17 protein-coding genes are annotated in these 17924 nt (G+C 64.4%); 11 read left to right on the top strand and 6 right to left on the bottom strand.

From position 1 onward, the window contains the following. Nucleotides 1-13 precede the first annotated feature (13 nt). Nucleotides 14-1069: a phosphoribosylformylglycinamidine cyclo-ligase gene (gene purM, locus U4Y90_RS24585; protein ID WP_321798433.1), complete on the bottom strand. Its 1056-nt coding sequence runs from the start codon at nt 1067-1069 to the stop codon at nt 14-16. Between the two features lie 250 nt (nt 1070-1319). On the opposite strand from purM, the gene hda reads away from it, so the two are divergent. The 7 genes from hda (at nt 1320) to U4Y90_RS24550 (ending at nt 6973) form a co-directional block, all read left to right on the top strand. Further along, nucleotides 1320-2114, top strand: a complete 795-nt coding sequence (gene hda, locus U4Y90_RS24580) for a DnaA regulatory inactivator Hda (protein ID WP_321798431.1) — start codon at nt 1320-1322, stop codon at nt 2112-2114. An 11-nt stretch (nt 2115-2125) separates the two neighbouring features. Then, a complete protein-coding gene (locus U4Y90_RS24575) occupies nt 2126-2812 on the top strand; it encodes an HAD family hydrolase (RefSeq protein WP_321798429.1) in 687 nt (228 codons plus the stop codon). Further along, complete coding sequence (gene pcnB / locus U4Y90_RS24570; protein WP_321798428.1) at nt 2805-4382, top strand: polynucleotide adenylyltransferase PcnB; 1578 nt, start codon at nt 2805-2807, stop codon at nt 4380-4382. Before U4Y90_RS24575 ends, pcnB begins: the two co-directional genes overlap by 8 nt. A 78-nt stretch (nt 4383-4460) precedes the next feature. Continuing rightward, a complete protein-coding gene (gene folK, locus U4Y90_RS24565) occupies nt 4461-5015 on the top strand; it encodes a 2-amino-4-hydroxy-6-hydroxymethyldihydropteridine diphosphokinase (RefSeq protein ID WP_321798427.1) in 555 nt (184 codons plus the stop codon). Then, nucleotides 5012-5692, top strand: coding sequence for a deoxynucleoside kinase (locus U4Y90_RS24560; RefSeq protein WP_321798425.1), 681 nt, complete (start codon nt 5012-5014; stop codon nt 5690-5692). The genes folK and U4Y90_RS24560 overlap by 4 nt, the downstream gene beginning before the upstream one ends. A 38-nt stretch (nt 5693-5730) precedes the next feature. Beyond that, the gene (gene panB / locus U4Y90_RS24555; RefSeq protein ID WP_321798424.1) at nt 5731-6546 is read left to right on the top strand and encodes a 3-methyl-2-oxobutanoate hydroxymethyltransferase; all 816 of its coding nucleotides are present in this window, start codon (nt 5731-5733) and stop codon (nt 6544-6546) included. Between the two features lie 127 nt (nt 6547-6673). Then, complete coding sequence (locus tag U4Y90_RS24550; protein WP_321798422.1) at nt 6674-6973, top strand: hypothetical protein; 300 nt, start codon at nt 6674-6676, stop codon at nt 6971-6973. A 15-nt stretch (nt 6974-6988) separates the two neighbouring features. On the opposite strand, the gene U4Y90_RS24545 is transcribed toward U4Y90_RS24550, so the two are convergent. Then, nucleotides 6989-7921, bottom strand: coding sequence for a copper resistance D family protein (locus tag U4Y90_RS24545; RefSeq protein WP_321798509.1), 933 nt, complete (start codon nt 7919-7921; stop codon nt 6989-6991). Nucleotides 7922-8382: 461 nt separating this feature from the next. Here U4Y90_RS24545 and U4Y90_RS24540 point away from each other — a divergent pair, with 461 nt between their 5' ends. The 4 genes from U4Y90_RS24540 (at nt 8383) to U4Y90_RS24525 (ending at nt 12948) form a co-directional block, all read left to right on the top strand. After that, nucleotides 8383-9129 carry a c-type cytochrome gene (locus U4Y90_RS24540; protein WP_321798507.1) on the top strand — a complete coding sequence of 249 codons (747 nt, stop codon included), beginning with the start codon at nt 8383-8385 and terminating at the stop codon, nt 9127-9129. A 21-nt stretch (nt 9130-9150) separates the two neighbouring features. Further along, a complete protein-coding gene (locus tag U4Y90_RS24535; protein WP_321798421.1) occupies nt 9151-10449 on the top strand; it encodes a cytochrome c in 1299 nt (432 codons plus the stop codon). 100 nt (nt 10450-10549) lie between these two features. After that, the gene (trhA, locus tag U4Y90_RS24530; RefSeq protein ID WP_321798420.1) at nt 10550-11170 is read left to right on the top strand and encodes a PAQR family membrane homeostasis protein TrhA; all 621 of its coding nucleotides are present in this window, start codon (nt 10550-10552) and stop codon (nt 11168-11170) included. A gap of 239 nt (nt 11171-11409) precedes the next feature. Beyond that, the gene (locus U4Y90_RS24525; RefSeq protein WP_321798418.1) at nt 11410-12948 is read left to right on the top strand and encodes a DEAD/DEAH box helicase; all 1539 of its coding nucleotides are present in this window, start codon (nt 11410-11412) and stop codon (nt 12946-12948) included. Nucleotides 12949-12963: 15 nt separating this feature from the next. Here the strand turns inward: U4Y90_RS24525 and U4Y90_RS24520 are convergent, their stop codons facing one another. The 4 genes from U4Y90_RS24520 to U4Y90_RS24505 all read right to left on the bottom strand — a co-directional run bounded on the left by U4Y90_RS24520 (nt 12964) and on the right by U4Y90_RS24505 (nt 17826). Further along, on the bottom strand, nt 12964-13476 hold the full coding sequence (locus U4Y90_RS24520) for a hypothetical protein (protein ID WP_321798417.1): 513 nt from the start codon (nt 13474-13476) through the stop codon (nt 12964-12966). Nucleotides 13477-13512: 36 nt separating this feature from the next. Beyond that, on the bottom strand, nt 13513-14337 hold the full coding sequence (locus tag U4Y90_RS24515; RefSeq protein ID WP_321798416.1) for a ferritin-like domain-containing protein: 825 nt from the start codon (nt 14335-14337) through the stop codon (nt 13513-13515). A 348-nt stretch (nt 14338-14685) separates the two neighbouring features. Then, nucleotides 14686-16035 carry an MFS transporter gene (locus U4Y90_RS24510; protein ID WP_415749408.1) on the bottom strand — a complete coding sequence of 450 codons (1350 nt, stop codon included), beginning with the start codon at nt 16033-16035 and terminating at the stop codon, nt 14686-14688. 153 nt (nt 16036-16188) lie between these two features. Next, nucleotides 16189-17826: a gamma-glutamyltransferase family protein gene (locus U4Y90_RS24505; protein ID WP_321798414.1), complete on the bottom strand. Its 1638-nt coding sequence runs from the start codon at nt 17824-17826 to the stop codon at nt 16189-16191. Nucleotides 17827-17924: the final 98 nt, after the last annotated feature.

The following is a 17924-nucleotide window of genomic DNA, read 5'->3' as shown; positions in this document are numbered from 1 at the left end:
CAACGCAGCGATCTCAAACCACCACCGTCTGCGCCTCCCCTTCCTTGCTCTCGCGCACGACGCCGATCTTCCACACCTGCTCGCCCGCGGCCGACAGCAAACCGGTAGCCGCATCGGCATCTTCCGCCGCGACGATCACCGCCATCCCGATCCCGCAATTGAACACGCGATGCATCTCCGCATCCGCGACGCCGCCATGCTTCTGCAGCCACGCGAAAAGCGGCGGCAACGGCCACGCGCGATGATCCAGCTCCGCCGTCAGCCCTTCGCGCAGCACGCGCGGAATGTTCTCGACCAGACCGCCGCCCGTGATATGCGCCATGCCCTTCACCGTGACGCTTTGCATCGCCGAGAGCAGCGGCTTCACGTAGATGCGCGTGGGCGCCATCAGCGCGTCCGCGAGCGAGCGGCCGTCGAAATCGGCGTTCAGATCCGGATTCGCGCGCTCGATGATCTTGCGCACCAGCGAATACCCGTTCGAATGGATGCCGCTCGACGCGAGGCCCAGCACCACGTCGCCCGGCTTGATCGTGCTGCCGTCGATGATCTTGCTCTTTTCCACCGCACCGACCGCGAAGCCCGCGAGGTCGTATTCGCCGTCCGGATACATGCCCGGCATTTCCGCCGTCTCGCCGCCGATCAGCGCGCAACCCGCCAGTTCGCAACCCGTCGCGATGCCCTTCACGACGTCCGCGGCGGTGTCGACATCCAGCTTGCCGCACGCGAAATAATCGAGGAAGAACAGCGGCTCGGCGCCCTGCACCAGGATGTCGTTCACGCTCATCGCGACGAGATCCTGGCCGACGGTGTCGTGCCGGTTCAGCGTGAAAGCGAGGCGCAGCTTCGTGCCGACGCCGTCCGTGCCCGAGACGAGCACCGGCTCCTTGTACTTCTTGGGCACCTCGAAGAGCGCGCCGAATCCGCCGATGCCGCCCAGCACGCCGTCGCGCAAGGTCTTCTTGGCAAACGGCTTGATCCGGTCGACGAGCGCGTCGCCCGCGTCGATGTCCACGCCCGCGTCGCGATACGACAAACCTTGGGCGTCAGAGGCGGATTTCGGTTGATTCATGGAGGGGAGAGCAAGAAGGTCGGTAAAATGCGATTTTACCCGATGATGACCCGGCGACGGTCGGCGGGCCGGATTTTCCCGCGTTCGCCAGAATCTGCGAAGGCGCTCGTTTCGAGATCGAAGGCGATCTGAAAAGCGTCCGAGCCATTGGCGCACAGCGCTGTCCGGCACGGCTTTGCGCGTATACCCGCAGCTCATCCGGCATTTTTCAAGATACGCCCGACTCAAGGCCCGACGACACCGATCTCCCGTGCAACGCCAACTGACGCTCGATCTGGGCACGCCGCCGCCCGCCACCTTCGACAACTTTTTCGCCGCCGGCAATCACGAACTGATCGCGCGGCTGCGCGAGCTAGAGGGCGCGCTCGCGGCCGGGCCGGTCGCCGACCGCACGTTCTACGTGTGGGGCGAGCCGGGCAGCGGCCGCAGCCATTTGCTGCAGGCGCTCACGCACGAAGCGAACGGCCATGCGCGCTACCTGAGCCCGCAAAGCGCGCTCAACGCTTTCGGCTTCGATCCGCGCGTGTCGCTCTATGCCGTCGACGATTGCGACCGTCTTTCGCCCGCGCAGCAGATCGCCCTCTTCAATCTCTTCAACGAAGTGCGCGCGCATCCGACGAGCGCGCTGGTCGCGACCGGCAGCGACGCGCCGCTCGCGCTCACCGTGCGCGAAGACCTGCGCACGCGGCTCGGCTGGGGTCTCGTGTTCCACCTTCAGCCGCTGTCCGACGAAGCGAAGGCATCGGTGCTGAAGCACGCGGCGCGTGAGCGCGGCATCGTGCTCGCCGAGGACGTGCCCGGCTATCTGCTCACGCACTTCCGCCGCGACATGCCGAGCCTCATGGCCCTGCTGGACGAACTGGACCGCTTCTCGCTGGAACAAAAGCGCGCGGTGACGCGGGCGCTGCTGCGCACGATGCTCCAGCAGAGCGGCCGCGCCGCACCGCTCGTTCCCGTGTCGGCGCAGGAGCCGGCGCCCGGCGATCCGGCCAGTCCCGCTCGCGGCCCGGCCGCGCCGGACAACGATCCGACCTGCTTCAAGTAGAATGCGCACCCATGAACCTCGCCCTCTTTGATCTCGACCACACGCTCATTCCCACCGACAGCGACCACGAATGGGGCCGCTTCATGGTGAAGCTCGGCATCGTCGACGCGGAGTCTTTCGCGCGTCAGAACGATGCCTTTTACGCCGATTACAAGGCAGGCGTGCTCGATATCAACGCGTATCTGCATGCAATGCTGGCCCCGCTCGCGAAATATTCGCGCGCGCAACTCACCGACTGGCACGCGCAATTCATGCGCGAGGTGATCAATCCCCGCATCGTGCCGACGGCCGTCACGCTCGTGCGCGAGCATCAGGACAACGGCGATCTCTGCTGCCTCGTCACCGCGACGAACGCGTTCATCACCGCGCCCATCGCGGAGGCATTCGGCATCGAAACGCTGATCGCCTGCGAGGTGGAAACGGTCGACGACCATCCGCACGGCGCGCTCACCGGCCGGCCGACCGGCACGCCGAGCTATCGCGAAGGCAAGATCGTGCGCGTCGAGCAATGGCTCGCGTCGATCGGCAAGAAGCTCGACGACTTCAAGCACAGCTATTTTTACAGCGACTCGCACAACGACATTCCACTGCTCGAGCGCGTCACCGATCCGGTCGCGACCAATCCCGACGACACCCTGCGCGCGCATGCGCAAGCCAAAGGCTGGCGCATCCTGAACCTGTTCGATACACGTGATTAAAAAACTCATCCGCAAGCTGTTCGGGCAAGAAACCACCGACGCAAGCGTCGGCGCAGCGAACGACACGCCGACTGCTTCGCCCGAGCCCAAACCCGCTCGCAAGAGCACACGCAAGAAAGCCGCCGCGCCCGTCAAGCGCGACCCGAACGTGCCGGTCATCCTGTCGTCGGAGATTCACGGCATCGATCCATCGCTGATCTCGAAGAACGCCGTTCGCGTGACCGACGGCCTGCAGCACGCGGGGCATCGCGCGTTCATCGTCGGCGGCGCGGTGCGCGATCTTTTGCTCGGTGTCGCGCCGAAGGATTTCGACGTGGCCACCGACGCCACGCCCGATCAGGTGCAGAAGCTCTTTCGCCGCGCCCGCATCATCGGGCGGCGCTTTCAGATCGTGCACGTGCAGTTCGGGCAGGAGATCATCGAGACATCGACGTTCCGCGCGCTCATGGATGCGCCGCCGGAACCGTCCGCCGAACCGCCGCGACGCCTGAAGCGCGGCGAGCTCGACGGCCGCACGCATGCCGTCGACGCGAGCGGGCGCGTGCTGCGCGACAACGTCTGGGGCGAGCAGCACGAAGACGCCACGCGCCGCGACTTCACCATCAACGCGATGTACTACGATCCGGCCACGCAAACCGTGCTGGATTATCACGACGGCATGGCCGACATCCGCGCGCGCCTCTTGCGCATGATCGGCGACCCCGCCACGCGCTATCGCGAAGATCCGGTGCGCATGCTGCGTGTCGTGCGTTTCGCGGCGAAGCTCGGCTTCGAGATCGACGAAGCCACGCGCGCGCCGATCAAGGATCTCGCCGACCTGATGAACAACGTGCCGGCCGCGCGGCTCTTCGACGAGATGCTCAAGCTGCTGCTGTCCGGCCACGCGCTCGCGTGTCTCACGCGTCTGCGTCAGGAAGGCTTGCATCACGGCGTATTGCCCTTGCTCGACGTCGTGCTCGAACAACCGCACGGCGAAAAGTTCGTCACCCTCGCGCTCACCAGCACCGACGAGCGCGTGCGTGCGGGCAAGTCTGTCTCGCCGGGCTTTCTATTCGCCACGCTCCTGTGGCACGACGTGCAGACGCGCTGGCAGCAGTACACGGCGAACGGCGAATATCCGGTGCCCGCGTTGCATCACGCGATGGACGACGTCCTCGACATGCAGACGGAAAAGCTCGCGATCCACAAGCGCTACTCGTCGGACATGCGCGAGATCTGGGGTCTTCAGCATCGGCTGGAAAAGCGCGGCCGCAGCGCGCTGAAGCTGCTGGAACACCAAAGATTCAGAGCGGGGTATGATTTCCTGCTACTGCGTTGCGAATCGGGCGAGCTCGATGCGGCCATCGGCCAGTGGTGGAGCGACTTCATCAGTGGCGATCACGCCGAGCGCGAAGCACTGCTGTCGCAGGGCGGCAAGGAGCGCGGCGCGCCGAAGAAGCGTCGGCGCCGCAGCAACGCGAAGCGCCGCGACGGCGAGCCGGGCACGCAGGAGAGCCAGGCCGCGCAAGGTAGCAATGGCGACGCGGTATCGAGTGCGGCCAACAAGCGCGAAGGCGCCGACAACGAGTAACGCCGGTTTTGGTTACAGTAGCGAAGAGCCATGTTGCTTTTCCGCTTTTCGCTGTGACCCACGCGTAGGACTTCTGCCATGACGATTGCTTATCTGGGCCTGGGGGCGAATCTCGGCGATGCGCGCCAGACCCTGAAAGACGCAGTCGTGTGTCTCGCCCAGCAGCACACGATCACCGTGCTCGCGAAATCGAGCGTCTATCGCACCGCGCCGATCGATGCATCGGGCGACGATTACTTCAATTGCGTCGTCAAGCTCGACACGAGCCTGGCAGCACGCTCGCTGCTGCGTCTCTGTCATCACATCGAGGCGCAGTTCGGGCGCGAGCGGCCGTATCGCAATGCGCCGCGCACGCTCGATCTCGATATCCTGCTGTACGGCGCATCGAGCATCGACGAAGCGGATCTCGTCGTGCCGCATCCACGCATGACCGAGCGCGCGTTCGTGCTGGTGCCGCTCGTCGAGCTCGAACCGGATCTCATTCTTCCTCAACGCGGCCGCGCGGATGCGTTCATCGCGCAAGTCGCCGATCAGCGCATCGAGCTGGTCGCCAGTTGCCAGTGCATGGTCGGTGCGCCATCGCGCGGCACGGATGCAACCGCCGCCCCTTCCAACAAGACAGACTGCCGATGAGCGTTCCGCCACTCACCGTCACCGCGCCGCAACTGCGGCCGCCGCATCGTTACATCGCGATCGAAGGGCCGATCGGCGTCGGCAAGACGACGCTCGCGACCCTGCTCGCCGAACGCTGGTCGATGCATACGCTCTTCGAGCGCCCGCAGGACAACCCGTTTCTCGAGCGCTTCTATCGCGACACCACGCGTCACGCGCTCGCCACGCAGTTGAGCTTCGCGTTGCAGCGCGCGTCGCAAACGCAGCAAGCCGCCGATATGGTGACGAGCGGCGCCGCGCTGATGACCGACTTCGTCACGCAAAAGAGCGAGCTGTTTGCGCGTCTCACGCTGCCCGACGACGAGTTTCAGCTCTACAAGGACGTCGCCTCGCGCATACGTTCGAGCGGCCCCGCGCCCGATCTCGTCATCTATCTGCAGGCGAGCCCCGAAGTGCTCTTCTCGCGCATCCAGAAACGCGCGTTGCCGATGGAGCTGCAAATCTCCGATTCGTATCTGCGCGCACTCTGCGATGCCTATAACGAGTTCTTCTATCACTACGACGCGACGCCGCTGCTCACGGTGAACGCGGAGCACCTGAACCCGCTTGCATCGGATGACGACCTCGCGCTCCTGATCGAGCGCATCGGGGCCATGCGCGGGCGCAAGGAATTCTTTGTCAAAGGCGTGTCGGCCTGAGTTCACAGCGCGGCCACGCTCTCTCCAGTGAAACGATCATGACGTATCTGCAGGAAACGAATCGCGCGACGATCACCGTCCCCAAACTTCAGGCCATGCGCGAAGCCGGCGAGCGCATCGCGATGCTCACGTGCTACGACGCGAGCTTCGGCGCGCTGCTCGAACGCGCGGGCGTCGATGTCCTGCTGATCGGCGATTCGCTCGGCAATGTGCTGCAAGGCCATAACACGACGCTGCCCGTGACGCTCGCCGACATCGCGTATCACACGGCATCGGTCGCGCGCGGCAATCGCAGCGCGCTGATCGTCGCGGACATGCCGTTCGGCACGATCGGCTCGAAGGAAGATGCCTATGCGAACGCCGTGCAACTGATGCGCGCGGGCGCGCAGATGGTGAAGATCGAAGGCGGCGAGTGGCTCGCGGACACGGTGCGCTTTCTGGTCGAGCGCTCGATTCCGGTGTGCGGGCACGTCGGCCTGACGCCGCAGTCGGTGCACGCGTTCGGCGGCTTCAAGGTGCAGGGCAAGTCCGAAGCGGCGGCGCTGCAGATGAAGCGCGACGCCATCGCGCTGCAGGAAGCGGGCGCGCAACTGCTCGTGATCGAAGCCGTGCCGACGCTGCTCGCGCGCGAAGTCACCGAAACGGTGGCGATCCCGACCATCGGCATCGGCGCGGGCATCGACTGCTCGGGGCAAGTGCTCGTGCTGCACGACATGCTCGGCATCTTCCACGGCAAGCGGCCGCGCTTCGTCAAGGACTTCATGCAAGGACAGCCGAGCATCTTCGCGGCGGTCGAAGCCTACGTGCGCGCGGTGAAAGACGGCAGCTTCCCCGGACCCGAGCACACGTTCTGATCGCGAGGCCCGGCATCGACCGGGCTTTTTTGTTTCTGGCCCGCACGATCTGCGTTTTCTCGTACATACTGGCGAGCTTCTTGCGCATACGCTTGCCGACAGTCACTAAAAAACTGCGAGAACGATCATGTGGCACACCCTTCCCGATGAATACGTCCGCGCCCAGCTGGCAGTGGGCTCGCTCGTCGCGCTGGGCGTGGCGCGGGTGGTGGCTGCGGGAATCGGCGCGCAACACGGCTGGCGCATCGCGGCGGTGACGCGCTGGTTCATCGGCGCGGCGGTCGTGTTCTGCCTTCCGCAACTGCTCGACGTGATCTTCTTCGCCGATTCGCACACGGCGTTCGTCGAACTGCAAGGCAAGATCATCGGCTGCGCTGTGGCGCTCTTCTGCGCGCCGATCGTCAGTCACAGGCTCGGCTACGAGTAAGGACGCGCGCCGTTTTCACCCGGCGAGCGCCGCCCCCGGCACGCTGTGCGACAGCACGGCCGCCGCCACGAACACCCCCGCCATCATCAGCGCTTCGATGCGCATCACGTTGATGACCGTGCGCGCGTCCATCGTCGATGCCGAGCGGCGCAAGCGCGGCAGCGCCGACCAGCGATTGAGCGCGCCGAACGCGAGCGCCATCGCGACCAGCACGACTTTCACGATCAACACATGACCCCATGCGCTCGCGCTCAACACCGCGGGCGATCCCCCGAGGCCGCGCCACGCGTTGAACACGCCCGTCACGACGACGAACGCCACCGCGAACGTCGCCGCGCGCGACATGTGCGCGACCGTGCGAATCAGAAACGCCCGCGCGACGGAAGTGTCGAGCGCCGGCAACACGAGCGCGCCCGCGATGACGACGCCGCCCCACGCCGCCGTCGCGAGCAGATGCAGTGTTTGAACCGCTTCGGCGAACGAGAACGCGCCCGCATCGGCGGCATGCCCGACCGCCGACTTGCCCGCCGCGACGATCAGCGCCGCGAGCATCGCCGATAAGATCCGCGATGCCGATAGGGCGCCGCCACCCGCCGACGTCATCAACAACAGCACGCTGCCCGCCAGCGCCACCGACCAGCCGATGCCCGCATGCGTGCCCGTCGCGACGAGCCACAACGATCCGCCCGCTTCCGCGATCGGCACGCCGCTCATCGCCGCCGACTGGAGCCACAACGAAGCGAAGTTGCACAGCATCAGCGCGGCCCCGGCGATTCGGCCGACGCACGCCGCGCGCCGCCAGCCGCGCCGCGCGGGCGACACGGTCGCGAACGCCTGTTCGCGCGCGAGCCAGCCGTTCAGCAGCAGCGCACCCAGCGCGCAGGCGAAGGCGAGATCGGCGAGCGCCGCGAGGGCCGTCTGCGCGAGCCAGAGAGGATCGTCGTTCATCATGCGGAAACAGGCGCGGCGCGAACGCGCTTTGCCGAGGGGATGGTCATCGAAGGAAATCTGCGGAGTCTAAACGAACGTCTACGGTGCAGCACAGCATCGAACGTCATCGAAACGCCTTGAATTTTTGCCGGACGCTTCCGAAACTGCATGAAGCACAACGGTTCGGCGTCGCGCGTCGAGTCGACTATTTGTCGAAACGCAATGAACCGCTCGCGCTATGGAAGTTCGCCTCGGGCGGTCAATAGCCGCGCGGCATATTGTCGCGAATGCGCTGCAGCGGGGCTCAGAGCGAGATTGTGTCAAATAGTCATCATCATGCATCGATGATAGAATGCCGCGTCGCATCAGAGGCTCGTCGAGCCGCTGTGGCCGTGGTCCGCCACCCACCGCCCCCTGCGTGGCCGTGGTTCGCCACCTTCGCACCGAGCCGCACGAAGCTCGGCAGGTCCCCGAATTTCATGGAGTGTCGCGTGTTTTCAAGACGCATTTTTCGTCCGCTGCTCGCTATGGCGTTTGCCTCGGCTCTGGTAGGCAGCGCTGGCGTTTTCAGCTCCGCCGCGCAGGCGCAAAACCAGCCGATCGCACCGGACACGATGGCCGCGCGCGTGCAAGGTTGTACCGCGTGCCACGGCGTTCACGGTGAAGGCACGGATAACGACTACTTCCCGCGTCTTGCCGGCAAGCCTGCCGACTATCTGTACAACCAGCTCCAGAATTTCCGCGAAGGCCGGCGCAAGTACCCGCCGATGAACTACCTCGTCACGTATCTCTCGGACGATTACCTTCATCAGATCGCGACGTACTTCTCGAACCAGCGTCCGCCGTATCCGACGCCCGCCAAGTCGAACGTGCAGCCCTCGACGCTCGCGCGCGGCCAGCAGATCGTGCTGAACGGCGACGCATCGAAGAACATTCCCGCGTGCGCGGCCTGCCACGGCAAGGGCCTGACCGGCATGCAGCCGGCCATCCCGGGTCTCGTCGGCCTGCATTCGGACTACATCAGCGCGCAAGTCGGCGCATGGAAGTCGGGCACGCGTCACGCGAAGGCGCCCGATTGCATGCAGCAGATCGCCTCGCGCCTGACGGATGACGACGTGACTGCCGTCGCCGCCTGGCTGTCCACGCAACAAGCACCCGCCAACCCGGTGCCCGCGCCCGCTGGCTCGTTGAAGATGCCGCTGAAGTGCGGCAGCGAACCGCAATAAGGCGTCTGGAGCGACAACATAATGAAACGCAAGTCCCTGTTCGCACTTTCCTCGGCTGTCGTGGTGGCAGCCGTCGCAGCCGGCGCCGTCCTCTGGTCGGGCGGCGACAACCTGCATTCGGGCGGCGCCATCGCGGCGACGCCGGCCGACAAGGCCGCGCTCATCAAGCAAGGCGAATACCTCGCGCGCGCCGGCGACTGTATCGCGTGCCACACGGTGCGCGGCGGCAAGGAATTCGCCGGCGGCCTGCCGATGGCCACGCCGTTCGGCACGATGTTCACGCCGAACATCACGCCGGACGATCAATACGGCATCGGCAAGTGGACCTCCGACGACTTCTATCGCGCGATGCACACGGGCCGCTCGAAGGACGGTTCGCTGCTCTATCCGGGCTTCCCGTTCACGAGCTACACCAAGGTCACGCGCGCCGATTCGGACGCGATCTACGCGTATCTGCGCTCGGTGCCGCCGGTTTCCGAGCCGAGCCGCCCGCATGAACTACGCTTCCCGTTCAACAACCGCAATCTGCTGATCGGCTGGCGCACGCTGTTCTTCTCGGAAGGCGAGTACAAGCCGGATCCGACCAAGTCGGTCGAATGGAACCGCGGCGCGTATCTCGTCGAAGGCCTCGGTCACTGCGGCATGTGCCATACGTCGATCAACGCGATGGGCGGCCCGGTCAACTCGGCGGCCTTCGCCGGCGGCCTGATCCCGCTGCAGAACTGGTATGCGCCGTCGCTGACGTCGAACAAGGAAGCCGGTCTCGGCGACTGGGACATCAAGGACATCAACGACCTGCTGAAGACCGGCGTGTCGCAACGCGGCGCGGTGTTCGGTCCGATGGCCGAAGTCGTCCACAACAGCCTGCAGTACATGAGCGACGCGGACATCAACGCGATGTCGACGTATCTCAAGTCGATCCCGCAGAAGAAGGAAGCGCCGGAGGTGATGCAGCTCGAAACCTCCGAGAAGTTCGGCGGCGAACTGCTCACGCTCGGCAAGAAGGTCTACACCGAGAACTGCGCGAAGTGCCATCAGGAAAACGGTCTCGGCAAGCCGCCGGCGTACCCGCCGCTCGCCAACAACCAGTCGATCCAGATGCCGTCGGCCGTCAACCCGATCCGCATGACCTTGAACGGCGGTTATCCGCCGAGCACCGAAGGCAACCCGATGCCGCACGGCATGCCGCCGTTCGCGCAGTCGCTGTCGGATACGGAAGTGGCAGCGGTCGTGACGTACATCCGTATGTCGTGGGGCAACCACGGCACGCCGGTGTCGCCGCAGCAGGTCAGCAACCTGCGTTCGGCGCCGCTCGACTGACGTCCGCAGCGACCATCCGCCAAGGCAGCGTACAATACGCACTTGGGGCGCAGCCTTCGTAGTTGGGGCCGCGCCCTTTGTCTTTTGGTGGATTCGATTCATGCACGCAGGTGAGCGTTTCAACAGCATTAGCCATCTGATCGGCGCGCTGCTGTCGGTGGCCGGCCTGGCGGCGCTCGTCACGATGGGCGCCCTCGACGGCGATGCCTACAAGGTCGTCAGTTTCGCGGTGTATGGCGCGATGCTCTGCGCGCTCTACATCATCTCGACGCTGTATCACTGGGCGCGCACGCCGCGCATGAAAGCGATACTGCAGAAATGCGATCACTCGGCCATCTACTTGTTGATCGCCGGCAGCTACACGCCGTATACACTGGTGACCTTGCGTGGCCCCTGGGGCTGGTCGCTCTTCGGCGTGAGCTGGGGGCTCGCGGCGCTCGGTATCACGCAGGAGTTGACGCTCGGGCGCCGAACCCGCAGCGTTTCGATGGTGCTGTACGTGTTGATGGGATGGCTCGCGCTCGTAGCCATTCATCCGCTCGTGACGGCGCTGCCGCCCGCGGGAACCGCGTGGCTGGTGGCGGGCGGCGTCGTGTACACCGCGGGCATCTGGTTTTTCATCAACGACGAGCGCATCCGGCACGGACATGGAATCTGGCATCTGTTCGTGCTCGCAGGCAGCCTGTGCCAGTTCGTGAGCGTCGCGCGCTATGTCGCGTGAGCGCCGGCTGGAACGGGCGTCGCAGCGTCGAAGTGTCCATCGATGCAACTTAGCGCCAGATGACGTGTCTTGATAGCACGTCGAACCTCGCGGCAATGCCGTGCGATCGCTGATCGCGCAAGGCCCGCCGCCCGATTTTTCTTCGAGCGATGCACATGCGCTCTGCCGGCCGAATCACGATTTCGCCGCAGTCTGATTCGCATGCGCGCCGTTCGACACTACGAATAAGCAGCCAATTTATGTCTTTTGATTCACTCGGTCTCTCCGAACCCCTGCTTCGCGCCGTCAACGAACTCGGCTATTCCAGTCCCACCCCGATCCAGCTCCAGGCGATTCCCGCCGTCCTGAAAGGCGGCGATCTGCTCGCGGGAGCACAGACCGGCACGGGCAAGACCGCCGGCTTCACGCTGCCGATCCTGCAACGCCTGTCGCAACTTGCGCCCGCCACGGGCGGCGCGAAGCGTCCGGTGCGCGCGCTGATTCTCACGCCGACGCGCGAACTCGCCGCGCAGGTCGAGGAAAGCGTGCGCGCATACGGCAAGTATCTGAAGCTCAGGTCGACCGTGATGTTCGGCGGCGTCGGCATCAATCCGCAGATCGACGCCCTGAAGCGCGGCGTCGATATCGTCGTCGCGACGCCGGGGCGTCTGCTCGATCACATGCAGCAAAAGACGATCGACGTTTCGCAGCTCGAAATTCTCGTGCTCGACGAAGCCGACCGCATGCTCGACATGGGCTTCATCCACGACATCAAGCGCGTGCTCGCACGCCTGCCGGCCAAGCGCCAGAACCTGTTGTTCTCGGCGACGTTCTCCGACGAGATCAAGGCGCTCGCGGACAGCCTGCTCGATTCGCCCGCGCTGATCGAAGTCGCGCGCCGCAATACGACGGCCGAAACGGTCGAGCAGAAGATCCATCCGGTCGATCGCGACCGCAAGCGCGATTTGCTCACGCATCTGATTCGCGGCAACAACTGGTTCCAGGTGCTGGTGTTCACGCGCACGAAGCACGGCGCGAACCGCCTCGCCGAGCAGTTGACGCGTGACGGCATCAGCGCGCTCGCGATCCACGGCAACAAGAGCCAGTCGGCACGCACGCGTGCGCTCAGCGAATTCAAGGCCGAGACGCTGCAAGTGCTGGTCGCGACCGACATCGCGGCGCGCGGCATCGACATCGATCAACTGCCGCACGTCGTCAACTTCGATCTGCCGAACGTGCCGGAAGACTACGTGCATCGCATCGGCCGCACGGGCCGAGCGGGCGCGGAAGGCGAAGCGGTGTCGCTCGTCTGCGTCGACGAGCATCAATTGCTGAAGGACATCGAACGCCTCATCAAGCGGCCGATTCCGCGCGAAGTGATTCCCGGCTTCGAGCCGGACCCGACCGCGAAACCGGAGCCGATCCAGCGCCGCAGTCAGGGGCGCGGTCAAGGACAGGGACAAGGACAGAGTCAGGGACGCCAGAATCCGCGCAACAACGAAGCGCGAGCGAACGGCGAAGCGAGACGCAACGGCGAGCCGCGCCGCGAAGGCGGCCGTCCGAACGGCGACGCACGCGGAGCGCGGCCGGCCAAGCCGAACAGCGGCGGCGCTCAAGCTCAACCTTCACGCGATACCCGCAGTCACAGCAAGCCGAGCGCGAACGCTGGCGCGGCGCCGCGACGTCAGGAGCCGGTTCAGGCGGGTCACGTCGCGAATTCGCGCAAGCCGGGCGGCAACCCCGGCGCGCTGCTCGGCGGACGACGCGACGCATTGCGCTCGGGCGACCGCAGCCGTTGAGTCGTTCGATGTAAATCAGGCGGCGGCGCTCGCCGCCCGCTTCAGCCAGTCGAGTTGCTCGCGCCAGCGCGCGAGCGCCGATTGTGCATCAGTCAGTTCGAAGGCGATTCCATTCGTGAGTCGCGCATATCCTACCCGTTGAACTTCACCGCCCTCGATCGCGCCGACGAAGCATGCGAGCGGCACGTCGTCGAGCGGCACGCGGCGCACCTCCAGATGCACCTGATAGAACGCTCCGTCGAGTACGAAGGTGAGCGTTGCCCGCCCGCTCGCGGTCACGGCCTGCGCGGTCCGGGACGATGGCCACAACGCGAATGCGAGTGTGCGCGCATCCGGAGCAAATAGTTCACCGGCGCTCAGCAGCGCGGTCCGCACGCGCTGAGCATGATCCGCCGCGCATAGCGACGCTGTGAAACCGCCATCGGCACCGGCGAGCGTGCCGTCGAAGCGTGCGCGCAATTCGGGCGGCCATTCGTCGAAAACGGATTGTGAAGGGAGCGACGCTTGCGGCGCGTTGTGATGAGCCATGAAAAATGCCGGCTTTGCGCCGGCATCGTCGAAAGGTTAGCGGAAGAACAACTGCGTCATCTTCGAGAGCGGATAGTGCACGCCGGGCTGAATGCGCGCGGGCAAATCGAGCGGCTTGAGCAGCATCTTGATGGCCTGATCCGCCGACAGATTGCGCCGCACGAGCGCGTTCACGCGCGCGGACAGTTCGCGGTTGTACTCCGCGTCCTGCGCACGTTCAGGATAACGAATGGCGAAGACGTGTCGCAGCGCAATCTCCGAATCCTCGCTTTTCAGTTCGACCACGCGTCGCACGAGCGCGCCGAGCACGGCCATGCGGCCATTGCCTTCGATCTTGTTCCACTTCTTGAAAAAGTGGAAAAAATGCTTGTAGTGCCGCACTTCGTCTGTGCGGATATTGTCGGTGATTTCCTTCAGCACAGGTTCATCCGAACAATCGTTGATCGCGCGATAAAGCGTGGCCGTCCCCGTCTCGACGACACAACGCGCCACCATCTCGAGTGCGCGCTTCTTTTCGAATTCCTCGTAGGAGCACGTCAGCGAGTATTCGTCGAAGAAATTCCTGAACGCCGTGTCCCAGTCGAACTCCGGCCACACGTGATTGATATAGGTCTTGAGCGCCCTGCCGTGCTGCATCTCTTCGGGCTCCCACTCGTTATTGAGCCACGCCGAGATTTCGGGATCGTCGTGAAAATACTTGCTGAGATTGCTCGTATAGAGGTCCGTGCCGCTTTCGATGAACGAGCAGGCGCACAACAACAAAAGAAGATGCTCGTTGGATTCCGCCTTCTGACGATCGATTCGCGTGAGATCGATGTCTTCGATGCGCCAAGGCATCACATGTGTACTGTTTGTATGCATAAATCGCGCTCCCAGGCTGGACTGAACGCGCCATCGGCCAACAAAGGAAGGCCGAGGTTCACGCGACGCCGTGAACGGTTCGGTCCTCGCGTCCTCGACTTCGGGTATTAACGGCTTGTTTTTCCATCTTAGCCGCCCTGCAATGAGTTTGCAGACATAGGGACAGACTCACGCGCGGCGCGCCGGTTCCTTGCGCACCAAATTCTTACGACGCGGGACGAGCGGATATCGCTGCACTGCAGCATGAAACGTGCCGGTCCACACGATTAGTCGGTTTGCGGACGTCTGAAAAAGCGAAAGGCGGCCGAAGCCGCCTCAAGGTTGCGAGCAAGATTCGCGGATCCGTGGTCAGGTCGCGCGCCGCGCTGCGCTCATGCGCCACGCGACGATCGCCAGCGAGATCCCGGAAAGCGCCGCCGCCAGCAACACGTAGTAGCTCGGCGCGAGCTTGTCACCGGTGACGTGGATAAAGGCCTCGACGATCGTCGGCGCGAAACCGCCGAACAGCGTCACACCGAGCGCGTAGCCGATCGAAAGGCCGGTCGAACGCACGCGCGTAGGGAAAATCTCGGACATGAGCGCGGGCATCGGGCCGGAGTAGGCCGCTTTCAGAATGCCCGCGACCGACTGCAGGACGACCAGCGACGCGACCGTCGGATGCGCCTGCAACCATGCAAACATCGGATAAATCGTTACGCCCATGAAGATCGACGTGCCGAGCATGATGCGAATGCGCCCGAGACGGTCGGAGAGCGCGCCCATCAATGGCGAGAAGATGAACTGAAGTCCGCCATTGAGCACCACGACGGCGAACGAAGCGGTCGCAGGCAGATGCAACTGCTTGACGGCATACATCGGCATATAGAGTTGCAGCACATACACGCCGACCGTCGACTGCGCGACGATGCCCACGGCGAGCAGAAGATTGAGCCATTGATTCGAGAAGGAGATGCCGGACGCACTCGCCTTTTTGGCGGAGCGCGTCGCGAGAAACTCCGGCGTCTCGTCCAGGTGCGAGCGAATGTAGTAGCCGACCGGCCCGACGAGCAGACCGAACACGAACGGAATGCGCCAGCCCCAGCTTTCGAGTTGCGGCTGCGGCAGCCAGGCGCTCAGAACCGAGCCGAACGCCGCGGCCATGATCGCGGCGAGCCCTTGGCTCGCGAACTGCCAGCTCGCGTAATAGCCGCGCCGCGCCTCGCTATGCTCGACCATGAACGCGGTCGCGCTGCCGAACTCGCCGCCGACCGCAAAGCCCTGAACGAGGCGCGCGAGCAGGATCAGGAGCGGCGCCGCGATGCCGATGTGCTGATACGAAGGCATCACTGCCATCGTGAGGGTGCCGATCATCATCAGCAGAATGGCGAGGGTAAGTGCTGCCTTGCGCCCCTTACGGTCGCCGTAGAGGCCGAGCACAACCGCGCCGAGCGGCCGCATCAGAAACGAAATGCCGAAGGTGCCGATGGCGAGCATCGTCGAGAGCCATTCGTCGTTCGACGGAAAGAATGCCTTGGCGATGACCGTCGCGAAATAGCCGTAGACGAGGAAGTCGAACCATTCGAGCGCGTTGCCGATCGATGACGAGAAGACGATGCGACGGATCATCGCTTTCGATGGCGCCGGCTTTGTCGCGACCGCTTCGGCATCTGTCGCCGTGACGCCATGAGCAACCGGCGTCCGATACGCGTGTTCGTTCATGAGTTCCTCTCCCCTGCTTCCATGTCGTGATGTCGAGCCCGATGCGACGAGGCACGGGCGCGCGCATCCCTCTCGCCTGGGAAGCCACGGCGATCGGATGCGTTTGCCTTTATCAACGGAGACCGGCCGATGGCCCGGTCTCCGCGTGTTGGATCAGAAGCCTGCGGCGAGTCCGTCGCGCCGGCTGTCGCTCGCCGCGACATACCCGCGGTCGGGATCATTCCGATCGAGCTTCCAGATGTACTGGCCCGAGCCGAAATCCATATACGGATCGTCGACTGACTTGATCGTGTGGCCCATACCCTCGAGCGCGCGCGCGGTTTCCAGATCGAGCGTCGCTTCGATGTCGATCGTGAAATCGCGGTTCACCTTCCAGCGCGGCGCATCACACGCGGCCTGCGGCTGCTGGCCGTAGTCGAGCATGCGCACGACGGATTGCAGATGGCCTTGCGGCTGCATGTCGCCGCCCATCACGCCGAAACTCATGACGGCTTCGTGTTCGCCCGCGACTTTCTGGGTAAGGAACGCCGGAATGATCGTATGGAACGGACGTTTGCCGCCCTCGACCACGTTGGCCGACTTCGGATCCATCGAAAAACCGCAGCCACGGTTTTGCAGCGAGATGCCCGTATCCGGCACGACCACGCCCGAGCCGAAACCCATGTAATTCGACTGGATGAAGCTCACCATCATGCCGCGCTCGTCCGCAACCGACATGTAGATGGTGCCGCCCGCCTTCGGCATGCCGAAGTCGAACTGCGTGGCCTTCGACGGATCGATGAGCTTCGCGCGCTCGGTCAGATAAGCGTCGTCGAGCATCTGCTCAGGCGTGACTTCCATCGATCGTGGATCGGCGACGTAACGGTAGACGTCGGCGAAGGCGAGCTTCATCGCTTCGATTTGCAGATGCTGCGATTCGATGCGATCGACGGTCATCGCGCTGACATCGAACTTGTCGAGAATGCCGAGCGCGATCAGCGCCGCGATACCCTGCCCGTTCGGCGGAATCTCGTGCACGGTGTGACCGCGATAGTCCTTGCTGATCGGCTCGACCCAGTCCGCGCGATAGTTGCGCAGATCGTCCATCGTCAGCGCCGCGCCGCCCGCACGCGCGAACGCGGCGATACGCTCGCCGATTTCGCCTTCGTAGAACACGCGCGGGCCTTGTTGCGCGAGCAGGCGCAGCGTCTTCGCGTGGCCGGGAAAGCGCACGAGCTCGCTGACTTCGGGCGCGCGGCCGTGCGGCATGAACACGTTGGCGAAGCCCGGCTGATCCTTGAGTTCCGGCACGGCCGCCGCCCACTTGTACGCGACGATGCTCGCCACGGCATGGCCACGCTCGGCGATTTCGATGGCGGGCTCCATCAGATCCGCAAAGGGCAGCGAGCCGAACTTCGTGTGCAGCGCTTCCCATCCGGCGATGACACCCGGCACCGTCACTGCGTCCCAACCACGCTTGGGCTGACGCGAGAGTCCGTTCTCTTCGCCGTACTTGCGCCGGAAATAGTCGACATTCCAGGCCGCCGGAGACACGCCCGATGCATTCAACCCATGCAGCTTCCGGCCGTCCCAGACGAGCGCGAACGCGTCGCCGCCCAGACCGCACGACACCGGTTCCACCACGGTGATGGCAGCCGCCGCGGCGATGGCTGCGTCGACGGCATTGCCGCCCTTCCAAAGCATGCGCAGGCCGGCTTGCGCGGCGAGCGGATGCGAAGTCGAGACGATATTGCGAGCGAATACCGGCAGGCGCGGCGTGGGATAAGGGTTTTGCCAGTTGAAGCGAGTCATTGAATGAAGTCCGAAATACCAGCAGGCAGAACGTCCCGGGCGATTGGGTTGACCGAACGGGCAAAGGGGGAATATTGCATTGTCCGCTTAATCCAAAA

This window comes from Caballeronia sp. J97 (assembly GCF_905220305.1).
In the GTDB taxonomy this organism is placed as follows: Bacteria; Pseudomonadota; Gammaproteobacteria; order Burkholderiales; family Burkholderiaceae; genus Caballeronia.
The sequence above is the reverse complement of the archived record's forward strand: the minus strand, read 5'-3'. Positions and strand labels throughout refer to the sequence as shown.